Origin of the sequence: Enterococcus sp. M190262 (assembly GCF_005843965.1) — a bacterium.
Lineage (GTDB): Bacteria > Bacillota > Bacilli > Lactobacillales > Enterococcaceae > Enterococcus_D > Enterococcus_D gallinarum.
Map to the genome: position 1 here is coordinate 2207682 of NZ_CP040461.1, position 14269 is coordinate 2221950.

The 14269-nt window shown below is 39.8% G+C and carries 15 protein-coding genes; 14 read left to right on the plus strand and 1 reads right to left on the minus strand.

The window, feature by feature from the left end; all coding sequences use genetic code 11:
* The first annotated feature begins 4 nt into the window (after positions 1-4).
* From FE005_RS10350 to FE005_RS10360, 3 genes are read left to right on the plus strand one after another with little or no spacing between them, the layout of a single operon-like run.
* A complete protein-coding gene (locus FE005_RS10350; protein WP_003126957.1) occupies positions 5-952 on the plus strand; it encodes a thymidylate synthase in 948 nt (315 codons plus the stop codon).
* A 28-nt stretch (positions 953-980) separates the two neighbouring features.
* The gene (locus FE005_RS10355) at positions 981-1733 is read left to right on the plus strand and encodes a hypothetical protein (protein WP_138371738.1); all 753 of its coding nucleotides are present in this window, start codon (positions 981-983) and stop codon (positions 1731-1733) included.
* Between the two features lie 3 nt (positions 1734-1736).
* On the plus strand, positions 1737-2231 hold the full coding sequence (locus tag FE005_RS10360) for a dihydrofolate reductase (protein ID WP_003126959.1): 495 nt from the start codon (positions 1737-1739) through the stop codon (positions 2229-2231).
* Between the two features lie 63 nt (positions 2232-2294).
* Here the strand turns inward: FE005_RS10360 and FE005_RS10365 are convergent, their stop codons facing one another.
* A complete protein-coding gene (locus FE005_RS10365) occupies positions 2295-2948 on the minus strand; it encodes a hemolysin III family protein (RefSeq protein ID WP_113849906.1) in 654 nt (217 codons plus the stop codon).
* A 126-nt stretch (positions 2949-3074) separates the two neighbouring features.
* On the opposite strand from FE005_RS10365, the gene FE005_RS10370 reads away from it, so the two are divergent.
* The 11 genes from FE005_RS10370 to FE005_RS10420 all read left to right on the plus strand — a co-directional run bounded on the left by FE005_RS10370 (position 3075) and on the right by FE005_RS10420 (position 13392).
* On the plus strand, positions 3075-3917 hold the full coding sequence (locus FE005_RS10370) for a DegV family protein (RefSeq protein WP_034704768.1): 843 nt from the start codon (positions 3075-3077) through the stop codon (positions 3915-3917).
* Positions 3918-3922: 5 nt separating this feature from the next.
* A complete protein-coding gene (locus tag FE005_RS16855) occupies positions 3923-4123 on the plus strand; it encodes a hypothetical protein (RefSeq protein ID WP_175413544.1) in 201 nt (66 codons plus the stop codon).
* Between the two features lie 280 nt (positions 4124-4403).
* Complete coding sequence (locus tag FE005_RS10380) at positions 4404-5333, plus strand: SGNH/GDSL hydrolase family protein (protein ID WP_285603985.1); 930 nt, start codon at positions 4404-4406, stop codon at positions 5331-5333.
* A complete protein-coding gene (locus tag FE005_RS10385) occupies positions 5333-5971 on the plus strand; it encodes a YpmS family protein (protein ID WP_005472266.1) in 639 nt (212 codons plus the stop codon). Before FE005_RS10380 ends, FE005_RS10385 begins: the two co-directional genes overlap by 1 nt.
* Positions 5971-6492 carry a peptide-methionine (S)-S-oxide reductase MsrA gene (gene msrA, locus FE005_RS10390; protein ID WP_003126966.1) on the plus strand — a complete coding sequence of 174 codons (522 nt, stop codon included), beginning with the start codon at positions 5971-5973 and terminating at the stop codon, positions 6490-6492. Before FE005_RS10385 ends, msrA begins: the two co-directional genes overlap by 1 nt.
* Positions 6485-6706, plus strand: a complete 222-nt coding sequence (locus tag FE005_RS10395) for a YozE family protein (protein ID WP_003126967.1) — start codon at positions 6485-6487, stop codon at positions 6704-6706. Before msrA ends, FE005_RS10395 begins: the two co-directional genes overlap by 8 nt.
* Before the next feature lie 75 nt (positions 6707-6781).
* Complete coding sequence (locus tag FE005_RS10400) at positions 6782-8203, plus strand: S41 family peptidase (protein ID WP_138371740.1); 1422 nt, start codon at positions 6782-6784, stop codon at positions 8201-8203.
* A 26-nt stretch (positions 8204-8229) separates the two neighbouring features.
* Positions 8230-8778 carry a signal peptidase I gene (gene lepB / locus FE005_RS10405; RefSeq protein WP_138371741.1) on the plus strand — a complete coding sequence of 183 codons (549 nt, stop codon included), beginning with the start codon at positions 8230-8232 and terminating at the stop codon, positions 8776-8778.
* Positions 8779-9220: 442 nt separating this feature from the next.
* A complete protein-coding gene (locus FE005_RS10410) occupies positions 9221-10057 on the plus strand; it encodes a PRD domain-containing protein (protein ID WP_138371742.1) in 837 nt (278 codons plus the stop codon).
* A 1-nt stretch (position 10058) separates the two neighbouring features.
* Positions 10059-11912: a PTS beta-glucoside transporter subunit IIBCA gene (locus FE005_RS10415; protein ID WP_138371743.1), complete on the plus strand. Its 1854-nt coding sequence runs from the start codon at positions 10059-10061 to the stop codon at positions 11910-11912.
* A 34-nt stretch (positions 11913-11946) separates the two neighbouring features.
* Positions 11947-13392, plus strand: coding sequence for a family 1 glycosylhydrolase (locus FE005_RS10420; RefSeq protein WP_103299913.1), 1446 nt, complete (start codon positions 11947-11949; stop codon positions 13390-13392).
* Positions 13393-14269: the final 877 nt, after the last annotated feature.

The window sequence follows — 14269 nt, forward strand, 5'->3', positions numbered from 1 at the left end:
CATTATGGAACAAGCATATCTTGACTTAGGGAAAAAAATTTTAGAAACGGGAAATGTCAAAGGGGATCGCACAGGGACTGGAACCAAAAGTATTTTTGGTCATCAAATGCGATTTGACCTCTCTCAAGGATTTCCATTATTGACAACCAAGCGCGTACCTTTTGGTCTGATCAAAAGCGAGTTACTCTGGTTTCTTAAAGGAGATACCAATATTCGATTCTTACTGCAACATAAGAATCACATTTGGGATGAATGGGCTTTTGAGCGGTATATTAAAAGTGAGGACTATACAGGTCCTGATATGACTGATTTTGGCCGTCGCTCATTAATTGATGAAGAATTCAATGCCAGCTATCAAGAGGAATTGCAAAAATTTTGTGAACGTATTTTAAATGACGAAGCATTTGCAGAAAAATTTGGTGATCTAGGTCATGTTTACGGGTATCAATGGCGTCATTGGGAAACTACTAAAGGGGAATTTATTGATCAGATCAAAGAAGTGATTGAAATGATCAAAACAACGCCAGATTCTCGGCGCTTGATTGTTTCCGCATGGAATCCAGAAGATGTGCCGACGATGGCGCTGCCTCCTTGCCATACCATGTTTCAGTTTTATGTTCATGAAGGTCGACTAAGTTGTCAGCTTTATCAACGAAGTGCCGATGTTTTTTTGGGTGTGCCTTTCAATATTGCTAGCTATGCGTTATTGACTCACTTGATCGCTCACGAGACAGGACTCCAAGTCGGCGAATTTATCCATACTTTAGGGGATGCCCATCTGTATAGCAATCATATGGAACAAATGAAAGAGCAGCTTTCCCGAACAATTCGTTCTGCACCTACGTTGCACTTAAATCCTGAGAAACAATCGATTTTTGACTTTGAGATGGGAGATATCACGATTGAAGGCTATGATCCGCATCCCACGATCAAGGCACCGATCGCTGTCTAACTTATTACAGTTGGGAGTGAGAAGATAGATGATAAACGATTTACAGCGGGGAATCGTCGCAACGCTGCATATTACGTCAAAAGATACCATTTCATTATCAGATGTAGAAAAAACAATTACGATCCTTCGTTCTTATTTTTCGCAAGTCATTTTAGCAGTTTCTGAAGTAACGAAACCTGAAATCAAGCGGTATTTATGGCAGCTGCCGCCCCAGATCTATCTCTTTGAATTGCCAGCAGTCGGTGCTGGTCCAGCACGTCGACAAGCTGTGGCACGCGCTGGAAAGACATTTCCGCAACTCGCTTCCTTTCAATTATGTGATTTTGATCGTTTGATCACTTGGTGTGAGGAATACCCAGATGAACTGTCAGCTTTGAGCTGTCAGCCATTTCCTACGAACACTTTCTGTATATTAGGACGTACAAAGAAAGCCTTCCTAAGCCATCCAACTGCTTGGCAGCGGACGGAAAAGCTGGTCAATGAAATTGCAGCGGAAGTTTTTCATATCAAAGGTCTTGATATTACCGCCGGCAGTGTCTTGTTTTCTGCGGAATTGATTCCTTTACTAGTATCCGCAGATTCTTCAAGATGGACAGATGGCGAATGGCCAACCAAAGTGAAGCATCATGGAGGGCATATTTTTTATCAAGCGTGCGAAGGCTTGTGTTATAAAGAAAAAAATACCGATCATCTGCAAGCACAGCCTGCTTATCAATTAATGAGAAGGCTGCAGATTGCAGCGGCTATTGCAGATTCACTTTATCTAGAAAGGGAGTTTTGAAACATGTTGATTGCACTTTGGGCACAAGACAAAAATGGTTTGATTGGAGAAAACGGCACATTGCCATGGCATTTGCCAAACGATCTGAAATTCTTCAAAGAACAAACTACTGGAAATTCGCTCATTATGGGGCGAAAAACGTTTGAGGGCATGAAGAAAAAAGCATTGCCAAATCGAACAACAATCGTTTTGACCAGTGACACAGCATATGAAGCAGAAGGCGTATTAGTTATGCATGATCGACAAGAAGTCTTGGATTATACTGCACAGCAAGATCATCCTGTGTTTCTAACTGGGGGTTCTGGAGTTTTCGAATCGATGATCGAAGATTGCGATCAGTTGTATCGAACAGTGATCGACGAGACATTTACCGGAGATGTCTACTTTCCTGAGATCGATTGGTCAAACTGGCATTTGGATAAAGTCATAGAAGGCGTAGTGGATGAAAAGAACATCTATCCGCACCGGTTTGAGTTTTATAGTAAGCAGAAAAAATAAATAAGGCAGCTGTTACAACATATGGTTGTAGCAGCTGCCTTATTTAAGTAAAAGTGGGTTGGATCATGTAAACCAAAGAACGGAAAAATACATAAGTCCAGCTCCGAGCATAACAAACAAATGCCAAACCACATGCATGAAGCGTACGGATTTGATACTGTAGAATAATGCGCCGACGGTATAAGAGACACCACCGCTTGCTAACAGAAAGGTACCCCAAAAACCCAGCGAAGCAATCAATGGTTTAAATGCAATCACGCAGAGCCAGCCCATAATAATATAAATTAGTGTGGATATTTTTGAAACCGTCTCTTTTTTATGCAGTGTGAGTGACTTATAAACGATCCCGCTGATGGCTAACAACCAAATCAAAATGAAAAGTGTCCAGCCCAACCAACCTTGAATACTCAGCAAGCAAAACGGCGTATAACTGCCTGCGATCAATAAAAAAATCGAGGCGTGATCAAAGACTTGGAAAACTTTTTTTGCTCGTGTGAACATCAAACTATGGAAGAGCGTAGAGAATAAGAATAACAAAATCATCATAGAGCCATAAATCGCATAGGAAATGATGTGAATAGGGGAATCTAATCGAGCCCCTTTAATCAAAAGAATAACGAGTCCAGCTATACTTAATCCAAATCCGATACCATGGGTCACCGCATTGAGTACCTCATTCAGAATCAAGTAGCGTCGTGTAAATTTCATATGATCCATCAAGCACCTTCCCTTCGAATTTAAATAAGATGAAAAAATTTTTTCTCTCTGTTATACTGATTATAAATGGTCTATGGTTATTTTACCACGAAAAGAGACTTGATTTAAAGAGAGAGTGAATGTATGATGGCAAAGCTTAAAGTTGTAACGGATTCCTCCTGTACGATGGAGCCAACCGTTCGAGACCAATTGAATATCCATGTAGTTCCGTTATCTGTAATGATCGATGGGATGGTTTATCCAGATGATGATTCATTGCCCGGAGAACGATTCATGCAAATGATGGCACAAGCAAAAGAACTTCCAAAAACGAGCCAACCACCGATTGGCCATTTTGTGGAACTGTTCGATGAATTAGGAAAAGATGGTAGTGACGTTTTATCGATACATATGACAAAGGGTCTGAGTGGAACTGTCGAAGCTGCCAGACAAGCAAGTAATTTGTCGAAAGCAAATGTGACAGTGATCGATAGTGATACGACAGATCAAGCATTGTCGTTCCAAGTGATTCGGGCAGCTCAATTAGCACAAGAAGGTAAGACATTAGCTGAAGTTTTGCCGGAAGTTGACAAAGTTCGAGAAAATACCAAATTATTTATTGGTGTCTCTACATTAGAAAATCTGGTAAAAGGCGGTCGAATCAGTCGTGCCAAAGGGTTATTATCCAGTTTATTAAATATGAAAGTGATTATGGATTTCGACCATTCAGAATTGATTCCAATCGTAAAAGGACGCGGTGTAAAAACATTTAATAAGTGGTTTGAAGAATTGAAAGACGAATTGAAACGCATGCCGAATGTGAAACAAATAGGGATCTCTCATGCAGAGGGGTTAGAGATCACAGAACAATTCAAAAAAGAATTGCAACAACTCTTCCCAGAAATGAATATTCCACTACTTCATACCACCCCAATCATCGCTACCCATACCGGCAAAGGCGCATTCGCCATTACGTATTACACCGAATAATTTTAATGACAGTATCCAAGCGATTCGTAAACACGAATCGCTTTTTGCTGCGAATCACAATGATTGGCTTGCGAAGCAAGACAGAATTGATGGTGAGCAACGGCGAGCCAAACGAGCGTGACCTTGAAAAGAATCACAAAGACTGGCACACGAAGAGTGACAGAGCAGATGATGAGCAACGGCGAGCCAAGCGAGCGCGACCTTGAAAAGAATCATTATGGTTGTCACTCGAAAAATGACTTTTACATTCTTTTTAATGTAAGTTTAGAAGCAACTGCAGACGAAACAATGAGTAGCCGAGCAGTTGATGAAGCGGGACCCGAATCAAGCAGATGGGTAGAAATTGCTTCATGCTTCGCTGCTCTTCGTTGATTGAGTTTCTCGTCAATCAAAACATTTCGACTATGAATTTAATGAGAATTTTGATAAAATAGCTTAGATTATAGGTTAGGAGATTGAAGATCCGTGAAGTGGAAAAAAGTAGCAATTTATCTTTCAGTTGTATTGATCGTAGCTTTAGGTACTGGAATGCTCGGTCATTTTTTGATTCCAAAAGCGCAACCATTGCTCACACCAGTTGCGAGAACGGCAGAAGAGGGAAAGACCAAAAATGTGATCAATTACATGGCCTTAGGCGATTCGCTGACTGAAGGAGTCGGTGATGAGACGCAACAAGGAGGATTTGTGCCCATCGTTGCAGCCGATTTGCAAGATCGGTATCATTTAGCAAATGTTGTGACGACGAACTATGGAATTGCTGGAGAGCGCAGCGATCAAATCCTGAAACGAGTGAACAAAGACAAAGAATTGCGCAGTGACCTAAAGAAGGCTGACTTGATTACATTGACCGTCGGCGGGAATGATGTATTAAAAGTGATTCAAACTAATTTTTTTGGTTTGAGTGTCGATTCTTTTACCAAACCAATGGCCGACTATCAAGAACGATTAGTAGAGATGTTTGAGCAGATTCGTCAACTGAATGAAACAGCACCCATTTATGTGTTAGGGATATATAATCCTTTTTATTTAAATTTTCCAGAAATTACTGATATGCAAACGATTATTGATAATTGGAACAAAGCAACAGAAACATTTGTCAAAAAACAGCACAATGCTTATTTTATCCCAATCAATGATTTGCTGTACCAAGGGCTAAGTGACGAAGTAGGGATCGCAGATACGGATTCTTCTGAAGCAGGCGCTTCAGGATCAGCAGAAACTTCGGATACCACAACTTCCACCACCAATGGTATGACCGGTACTTCAGAAACTGGGGGAACAAAAGTGACCAACAATGTACTGTATGATGGGGATCGTTTCCATCCAAACAATCTAGGGTATCAGCTAATGGCGAATGCTGTTCGTGATGAATTAATCAAAACCCAAAATGTTTGGCTGATGAAGGAGGAAAAATAATGAAACAAGAAACTAATGATGTGGATAAAAAAAGTCCAATCAAAAAAATGAATTACTGGAAAATTGCTTTTCTAGTTTTAGTAGGCATTCTGTTGGGAACAACTGTCTTTTTTGCTTCACGGGTGTTTCAACAACGTGAATCTGGGATCTCAGAAAGTGCAGAACTAGTCAAACGAGACGGTAATCCTGTTTTGACCATCAACAGTAATAAGAGTCAAGTCAATCAATTGATCGATTTCTATTTAACTGATTTTCAGAAAGATCAAGAAGTAAAATACAATTTCGAGTTGAGAAATGAGGCACTACTGACAGGTCAATTTAAAGTGCTGAACTTTCCAATCACATTTTACTTATACTTTGATCCTTATGTCACCGAAGAAGGCAATGTTCAGTTAAAAGCCAAAAGTTTATCAATTGGTACTTTAGATCTGCCGACCAGTGAAGTGTTAAAAATGATCAAGCGCAGCTTCAAGTTTCCAGAGTGGATCGAGGTCAATGCGGATGAACAAATTATTTTGATTCGCTTGGATCAATTCCGCATGCAAAACGGCTTGTTTATCAAAGCGAATAAAATCAATCTAGTAGATGATGAGATCCAAATGAGTCTCTATCTGCCAGCAGAAACGGAGGACAAATAATGGAACGAGCAATTTTTGCGGGAGGGTGTTTCTGGTGTATGATTCAGCCTTTTGATGAGTTAGAAGGAGTACAGTCCATCTTTTCCGGGTATACGGCTGGACACACGGTTGACCCGACCTACGAGGAAGTAAAAAGTCATAAAACCGGTCATACAGAGGCTGTTGAGATCATTTTTGATCCAGAAAAAATCAGTTTTGAGGAATTATTGACTATTTATTGGCAACAGACGGATCCCACGGATGCTTTTGGGCAGTTTGAAGATCGAGGAGACAATTACCGACCAGTCATCTTCTATTTCAATGAGGAACAAAAACAAAAAGCAGAAGCAAGCAAAGCCGCTTTGCAAGCATCGGGTCGCTTTAATGCCCCAATCGTAACGAGTATCGAACCTGCACAACCTTTTTATTTGGCAGAAGAAGAGCATCAAGAATACTACAAAAAGCATCCTGAAAATTTTGCTCGCAATCATGCGAGACGAGCAGCTTTTCTTGAGGATCACTGGGAGAATACGCATGCGTAAAAGTTTTTATACTTATTTAATGGCCATCAAAGGGCCTAGTCATACTGATGAGGCACAGATCTTTGCGACACATGCAAGTCATGATATTCAATTCCCAAAACATACCGACGATTATGATGAAGTTTCTTCTTATTTAGAATTGAACGTCGATTATTTGCCTTCTATGGATATTTTTGATCGTATTTGGGAACAGTATGTGGAGGATAATAAATAAGAGAGAGTGGAGTGGAAACTTCCTCTCTTTTTACACTAGAGGCTAAAAAATTAATGGACAGAAAGGTGTCTTTCTATGAAAAATGTTTCTTTTCACCGTTATGTGATCTCACTGATTTGTGTCGCGATCCTCTCGGGAGGCGGTGTCTACATTTGGCAAAAAAGTACGGCTGCAACACAATCCCCACAGAATCAGCCCACAGTGGCGACATCAAATGAACTGGAAAAAGTTCAAACGCTTTTTGACCAAATTCGTGCCAATTATTACCAAGAAGTAGATGAGGATGTCTTGGTCGAAGGGGCATTAAAAGGAATGACCGATGCATTAGGTGATCCTTATACAACGTATCTTAGTGAATCAGCAGCCAATGAATTGGATCAGTCTTTATCAAGCAGTTTTGAAGGAATTGGCGCCACCCTTACCCTTGTCAACGACTATCCAGAAGTGGCACAAGCCCCTATCAAGAACTCCCCAGCTGAGAAAAACGGTTTGCGTCTAAACGATCGTATTTTGAAAGTGGATGGGAAAGAAACGAAAGGCCTGTCATTAACAGAGGTCGTAAACAACATTCGTGGCAAAAAAGGGACCACAGTCAAGTTGACGATCCAACGGGAAAAAGAGACCTTTGACGTATCGATTACACGAGATACGATTCCAGTGGATACTGTTCATACAGACCTTGATAGTGAGAAAAAAATCGGGAAAATCGAAATTACGACTTTTGGTGAAAGTACTGCCTCCGAATTAAAAGAAGGAATTGAGTCACTGAGAAAGAAAGGAGCAAAATCATTTATTCTGGATGTCCGGCAAAATCCTGGTGGACTTTTAGATCAAGTACAGATCATGGCTAGCATGTTTTTAGAAGATGGAAAAACGATCGTTAAGTTTGCAGATGATAGTGGTGTCATAAGTGAAACGAAGGCAAGTGCTGCTCTTGATGAAGGATTCAAAGTCACAGAACCGGTTGTCGTTTTGGTTGATGGCGGCAGTGCATCGGCCGCAGAAATTTTTGCAGCTGCGTTGCAAGAATCCGCAGATATACCAGTTGTCGGTACAGAAACCTTTGGTAAAGGAACTGTACAAAATGTAAAAGAATTAGGAGACAATAGTGAGCTAAAGATGACGGTCATGAAGTGGCTGACGCCAAATGAAGAATGGGTCAATGAGCAAGGTGTAATGCCAGATCATCAAGCAGATTTTCCTGAGTATGCCTATTTAGCTCCATTACCAAGAGACAAAGAATTGAAAGAAGGGCAAAGCTCAGAAGCAGTTGATCGGTTGAATCAGTTTCTTTCTGCACTAGGTTATCGGACCACCGGAGATACATTTGACCAAACCACCGTATCAGCCGTTCAAGCCGTTCAGCAAAAAGCTGAGCTGGAAGTGACAGGGAAAGTGAATGCAGAAACAGCACAAGCAATTGAGAAAGCTGTGACGGATCAATTAAAACAAGAAGATCATGCTTATTTGAAAGCTGTCGATTTATTATCAAAGTAGTAACAAAGTAAAAGAGGAGGGACATCATGCAGCGAAGAAAAATCTGGATCGATCGCTTTTGGTTCATCATTAAATACGCGATTATTGCATTGGCCTCTGCATTCCTGATTCGTGCATTCTTGCTGATCCCTGTACCGGTAGGCGGAAATTCAATGGAAGGTACCTTAAGACAGGGGGATATAGTTTTGATCGAAAAAATCTCACCCATCAAGCGATTTGATGTCGTCGTTTTTCAAATGCCGGATGGTTCCACCTATATTAAGCGAGTGATTGGATTGCCTGGTGAATCCATTCGTTACGAAAATGATCAACTATATGTTAATGATCAGCCGGTAGATGAGAATTTCCTAGTGAAAAATCGAAAGAATGATCACGAAAATGTCTCTTATACGAATGACTTTGATCTACAGTCATTGTTGGGCGTTGAAAAGCTGGGGAAAGACAGCTATTTCGTGATAGGTGACAATCGTCGTGCCTCTAAAGACAGCCGATCATTTGGTGCCATTTCTGGAGATGCGATTTTAGGAAATGCCCGTTTTGTTTATTACCCACTAACCCATATGCGCTTTATATAATGAAAAACAAAAACATCATTTATTCATATTTTTGCGTAGGTATCGCTACTTTCAAAATATATGAGTAGATGATGTTTTTAATAGCAGCTAGTATTTTTCTGCAGAAATCAATATTGTTGGATCCTTTGCTTGATAATAAAATGCTGTTGTTGTGTCATGTCCTTTACATAATTATTTAACACTTACTTTGTTGTTTTTCGTTATTCTATTGAAACGAACAAGCAAGAAATAATTTTATAAGTAAGCGTTGACAGTGCCATTTTAAGCTGATATACTTTGGCTGTAAGTTAGAAAAAGGAACGAGAAATAGCGCCGCAGCTGTTTCTTGAGTTATGTTACTGAGACGATCAGGCAGAACTCAGAATATATATCAAGTACACTTTCTTTTGTAAAGTTTATTTGATATTTATTCTGAGTTCTTTTTTCTGGAAAGGAGAAACGAATGAAAGTTAAAAAGATTATCAATAATAATGTTGCCTTAGTGGATAGAGGAGGGCATGAGTCGATCATCTACTTAACAGGAGTCGCATTCAAGAAAAAAGTTGGCCAACATATTTCTGACTCTGAAGTAGAGAAGACCTTTGTCTTAGATAGCCAAGATCGATTAGAGCATTTTAGCTACCTCTTATCTCGCGCCGATGATCAATTGATCCTGCTTGTAAACGAGCTCGTACAATATGGAGAAAAAGAAATCGGCAAAAGTGCCAATGATTATCTTTATTTAGCTTTGTTAGATCATTTATCCTTTGCATTGAAACGGGCAAAAAAAGATCAATATTTGAGGAGTCCATTGACTTGGGAGGTAAAAAAATTCTATCCCAGTTATTACAAAATTGGGTTAGAAGCCTTGGAAAGGATCAATCAAACCTTTCAAGTCGATTTTCCTGAAGATGAAGCCGTTGCCATTGCCTTACATTTTGTTAACTTGCAGGAAACGAAAGCAAAGTTTGATGAACAATTAGCTGATATGGAAACGTTGCGGGATATGCTGAATATTATCAAATATCATTTTACGATTACTTTAGATGAAAACAGCATGAATTATATGCGTCTTGTGACCCATCTCCAGTATTTCATCGGACGATTGCGGAACAACCAGACCTATTCCGACAATGAGTCTCAACTTTATAAACAAGTGAAAGCAATGTATCCGGAAGCATTTGCCGCGGTTGAAAAAATTGAGATCTATGTCAAAGGAAAGTTCAACAGTTACCTGACACAAGAAGAGTACACCTACTTAATGATCCACATCAATCGTGTAACAGAAAGAGGAGAATGACATGAATCAATACCATGATTTCAACGAGCAAATCATCAAATTAGTTGGCGGAAAAGCCAATATTCAAGCTGTTGTGCACTGCATGACTCGTCTTCGTTTTACTTTAAAAGATCGCTCAAAAGCAGATACAAAAAAATTGCAAGAGCTGGAAGGGGTTATTGATGTGGTAAGCAATAATGTTGCTTATCAAATTATCGTAGGAACCCATGTAAACGATGTTTACAAAGATTTAGTTGACCAACTGGGAATGTCAGGAGACGAAGCAGACCAGCCAAAAACGAAGAAAAATCCGATCAAGGCGATGCTAGATGTGATTTCGGAATCAATGAATCCCATTTTAGAACCAATCATCTGTGCAGGTTTATTAGCCGCATTTCTTTCAATTATTTCATTAACCGGTTTGATTTCGACAGATAGCTCAACGTATCAAATTTTTGATGCATTACGGTCGGCTGTTTTTTATTTCTTACCTATTTTAATGGCGATGAGCTGTGCCAAACGATTAGGCGCCAGCCCTTATCTAGCAGTGGCTTTAGCAGCAACCATTTTATCTGAACCGATCAACAATGTTTCGGGATTGAGTTTATTTGGTATTGGGTTACCACAGATCACTTATTCAAATAGCTTTATCCCGATTTTATTAGCAGTATGGTTCATGGGCTATGTAACAAAGTTTGCCAAAAAAGTCATTCCTAAAAGTTTGCAGTACTTTATGTCTCCTTTAGTGATCATGCTGATTACTTTGCCAGCCACACTCCTGGTTTTTGGTCCATTAGGGTTTTATATTGGGGAAGGCATCATTGGCTTCTTCAATCTATTGATGGACACGATAGGTAGCTGGTTTGTGATGATGCTCTATTCTGCATTACAGCCATTCATCATTATGTTAGGCGCCGGCAATTTCATTATGCCTGTTGTGGCTTCATTGATTGCAGCGAATGGATATGATCCAGCGTTTATCTCATCATGTACAATCTCTGACATCGCTGTCGGCGGAGCAATGCTTGGATACTTCTTGCGTGCTCGCAACTTGAAACAAAAACAACTATTTGGGACCGTGACTTTATCCGCCATTTTAGGAGTTACCGAACCAGCCATCTATGGTGTATTCGTTAAATTCCGTCGTCCGTTTATTGCTGTGATGATCGGTGGAGGTTTAGGGGGACTGTTCGCCGGTTTAACAGGTGTCAAAGCTTATTCAATTGCTTGGGGATTATTTGGATTACCTGCCTATATTGGCGAAGGCGACTTCATGAATCTTTGGTTAATGGTGGCAGCGGTTGCGATCAGTTTTATTGGTGCGACTATCGCAGCCTATATGTTAGGGATTCCAGTAGAAAGTGATGAAGTACCGGCGGTTAAAGAGAAAGAACAACCTGTATCTTCTGAAATGATTCGTTCTACTGCTTTAAAAAGTGTAGTGGAAGGAGAAGTGGTTCCCCTCAATGAAATCAATGACCAAGCTTTTTCAACTGGTGCTTTAGGGAAAGGAATCGGTATCAAACCTATAAGTCATGTGATTCATTCGCCAATCGATGGGGAAGTGCTAACAGTCTTTCCTACCAAACACGCGATTGGTCTTCGCAGTGACCAAGGCGTTGAGGTCTTGATCCATATTGGTATCGACACTGTTTCGTTAGAAGGCAAGTATTTTACGATGAATGTGAAGCAAGGTGATCGTGTGAGGACAGGACAACCAATCGGTGAAGTAGATTTTGAAAAAGTTCGTGAAGCCGGGTATGATCCAACGACTATTGTGGTCATTACGAATACGAATGATTTTCTTGATGTGATCCCAACATCCAATAACCAGTTGGTAAAGTCGGATGATTTACTAAATATTGTCTTGCAATAGAAACCGTAATGAAGAAGATAGAAAAGGTGAGCAGATGAAGTTAAGAAATGATTTTTTATGGGGCGGCAGCATTGCCGCTCATCAATGTGAAGGTGCTTGGCAGGAAGATGGCAAAGGCCCAGCTATTATGGACTATGTCACAGTAGGCAGCTATGAACAGCCTCGTGAGATCGATAAAGAACTTCTTGCTAACAAGGTTTATCCTTCTCATACAGGCATCGATTTTTATCATCGTTATCAAGAAGATATTGCTTTGTTTGCAGAAATGGGATTCAAGGCATTACGGATTTCTATCGATTGGTCAAGAATTTATCCAAAAGGGGACGAAGCAGAACCAAATCAAGCCGGTATCGATTTTTACCATCGAGTCGTTGACACACTATTAAAACATGGTATCGAACCGATCATTACGCTCTATCACTTCGAAATGCCGATTCATCTAGTGACAGAATATGGTTCATGGACAAATCGCAAAGTCGTTGATTTCTATTTGCGCTTTTGTCGCACGATGTTTGAAGCATTCAAAGGAAAAGTCAGATACTGGGCCACATTTAATGAGATGAACCATATCGATCCTCAAAGTGAGGCTAGTGATATCTTTACCTATATCATTGCCGGATTAAAGTACTCTGAAATCGATGCTAAGGCCCAGACATTAGCCATGATTGGCTACAATATGACGCTTGCAAGTTGTGCTGCTGTCAAAATGGGACATGAAATTGATGAAAACTTCCAAATTGGCTGTGTTTTTGGTATCGAGCCAGTCTATCCAGCAAATTGTGATCCCGTCAATGTTCTAAATGCCTATAAACAAATGGATCGTGACTTCTATCAGATCGATGCAATGTGCAATGGTCTGTTTCCCCAATACAAACTGGAAGAATATGCAGATCAAGGCATAAAAATCGTGATCTCTGAGTCAGATAAAAAAGTGTTTGCTGAGGGCAAAATTGATTTTATTGGCATGAATTACTATGCGTCTTCTGTCGCAGAATATGAAGGTGCATCGGAAGGAAAAAGTGCTTTATTTGGCGGTCTGCAAAATCCTTATTTGGAAAGCAGTAAGTGGGGATGGACGATTGATCCGATTGGCATGCGGTATTTGTTAAATTACACTTATCGAAAATACGGATTACCAATCATGATTACTGAAAACGGACTAGGTGCAGTGGATGAAATCGCAGAAGATGGGCATGTTCACGATGCGTATCGCATTGATTACTTGCACAGACATGTCGAGCAATTGTTGCTGTCAGTTGAAGAGGATCAGGTAGACTGTATCGGTTATCTAACGTGGGCGCCGATCGATTTAGTCAGTGCTACGACAGGTGAGATGAAAAAACGCTATGGATTTATCTATGTCGACAAACAAGATGATGGAACAGGGTCCTATATGCGTAAGAAAAAAGATTCCTTTGAGTGGTATCGGCAAGTCATTAACTCCAACGGTGAGAGTATCAAAAGGGAGAATCATGAGTAAAAATTAGTTTTCTATTCATTTCATTTGTATTTTTTTTCATCAAAACTTGTATCGATACGCACTTTAATAAGAAATGATGGCGATCTAGAAAGAAGTAAATTCTTTCTAGATTTTTTTGTTTTCATTGTTTTCATAAATCAGTATGAGCGATGGGAACCTCTTGGTTTCAAAAAAGTTTGATCTTTTCGATTTTGTTGATCTTAGTACTTAGCTACGATACATAGCTGCATTTCGTTTTATTTCTATTACTTATATATTCAAACGAGGTAGCCGCTTGCTTGAGCAAATGTGAAAAAAATGTTCTAGAAATAACGATAAAATTTTTTACAGTGTTGTAATTCTGTCAGACTTTTGGCATTTTTTCTTCAAAATTGATAAGATGATTTGAGTAAAAGACGTAAAATGAAGTATAATTTTAACTAGGCTGAAAATTGGTCTTTTTCTCAAAAAAAGTTGGCTTCCTACATCCTGACACTCAGCTAGCTACTTTTAGCTACTTTTTCCTAATTTTAGCTACTTTTTCCTAATTTTAGCTACTTTCACAAGCCAGCAAGTTCTCTTGGACTGACACTGAGTGACAGAATGAATTGAGCCGTGGGCCAAATCCCCTAATGGCATTTTTAAATTAGTCTGCCAAGTGATTCTAGTGAATGAATTAACAAGGAAAGGCTGTGGAATCAGCCAAATAATGGCATATAACAGAATAGTCAGCGTAGTTTGGCAGTTTTTGGCCATTCTTTGGAAATTTGTTGGACTGTAAGAGCAGGTTGAATGAGCAAATCATCTCTACAATACGCGTCTCATAGGTATAGTTGCAGGTGATTGGCAGGTAGTATTTCCAATTAAACCAATTCGTGTTAAAATGCGTAGGATACTC

Bases quoted from the DNA above. Each gene is read 5' to 3' on its own strand.
- FE005_RS10350 (WP_003126957.1), top strand. From the start codon at position 5: ATGGAACAAGCATATCTTGACTTAGGGAAAAAAATTTTAGAAACGGGA.
- FE005_RS10355 (WP_138371738.1), top strand. From the start codon at position 981: ATGATAAACGATTTACAGCGGGGAATCGTCGCAACGCTGCATATTACG.
- FE005_RS10360 (WP_003126959.1), top strand. From the start codon at position 1,737: ATGTTGATTGCACTTTGGGCACAAGACAAAAATGGTTTGATTGGAGAA.
- FE005_RS10365 (WP_113849906.1), bottom strand. From the start codon at position 2,948: ATGGATCATATGAAATTTACACGACGCTACTTGATTCTGAATGAGGTA.
- FE005_RS10370 (WP_034704768.1), top strand. From the start codon at position 3,075: ATGGCAAAGCTTAAAGTTGTAACGGATTCCTCCTGTACGATGGAGCCA.
- FE005_RS16855 (WP_175413544.1), top strand. From the start codon at position 3,923: ATGACAGTATCCAAGCGATTCGTAAACACGAATCGCTTTTTGCTGCGA.
- FE005_RS10385 (WP_005472266.1), top strand. From the start codon at position 5,333: ATGAAACAAGAAACTAATGATGTGGATAAAAAAAGTCCAATCAAAAAA.
- msrA (WP_003126966.1), top strand. From the start codon at position 5,971: ATGGAACGAGCAATTTTTGCGGGAGGGTGTTTCTGGTGTATGATTCAG.
- FE005_RS10395 (WP_003126967.1), top strand. From the start codon at position 6,485: ATGCGTAAAAGTTTTTATACTTATTTAATGGCCATCAAAGGGCCTAGT.
- FE005_RS10400 (WP_138371740.1), top strand. From the start codon at position 6,782: ATGAAAAATGTTTCTTTTCACCGTTATGTGATCTCACTGATTTGTGTC.
- lepB (WP_138371741.1), top strand. From the start codon at position 8,230: ATGCAGCGAAGAAAAATCTGGATCGATCGCTTTTGGTTCATCATTAAA.
- FE005_RS10410 (WP_138371742.1), top strand. From the start codon at position 9,221: ATGAAAGTTAAAAAGATTATCAATAATAATGTTGCCTTAGTGGATAGA.
- FE005_RS10415 (WP_138371743.1), top strand. From the start codon at position 10,059: ATGAATCAATACCATGATTTCAACGAGCAAATCATCAAATTAGTTGGC.
- FE005_RS10420 (WP_103299913.1), top strand. From the start codon at position 11,947: ATGAAGTTAAGAAATGATTTTTTATGGGGCGGCAGCATTGCCGCTCAT.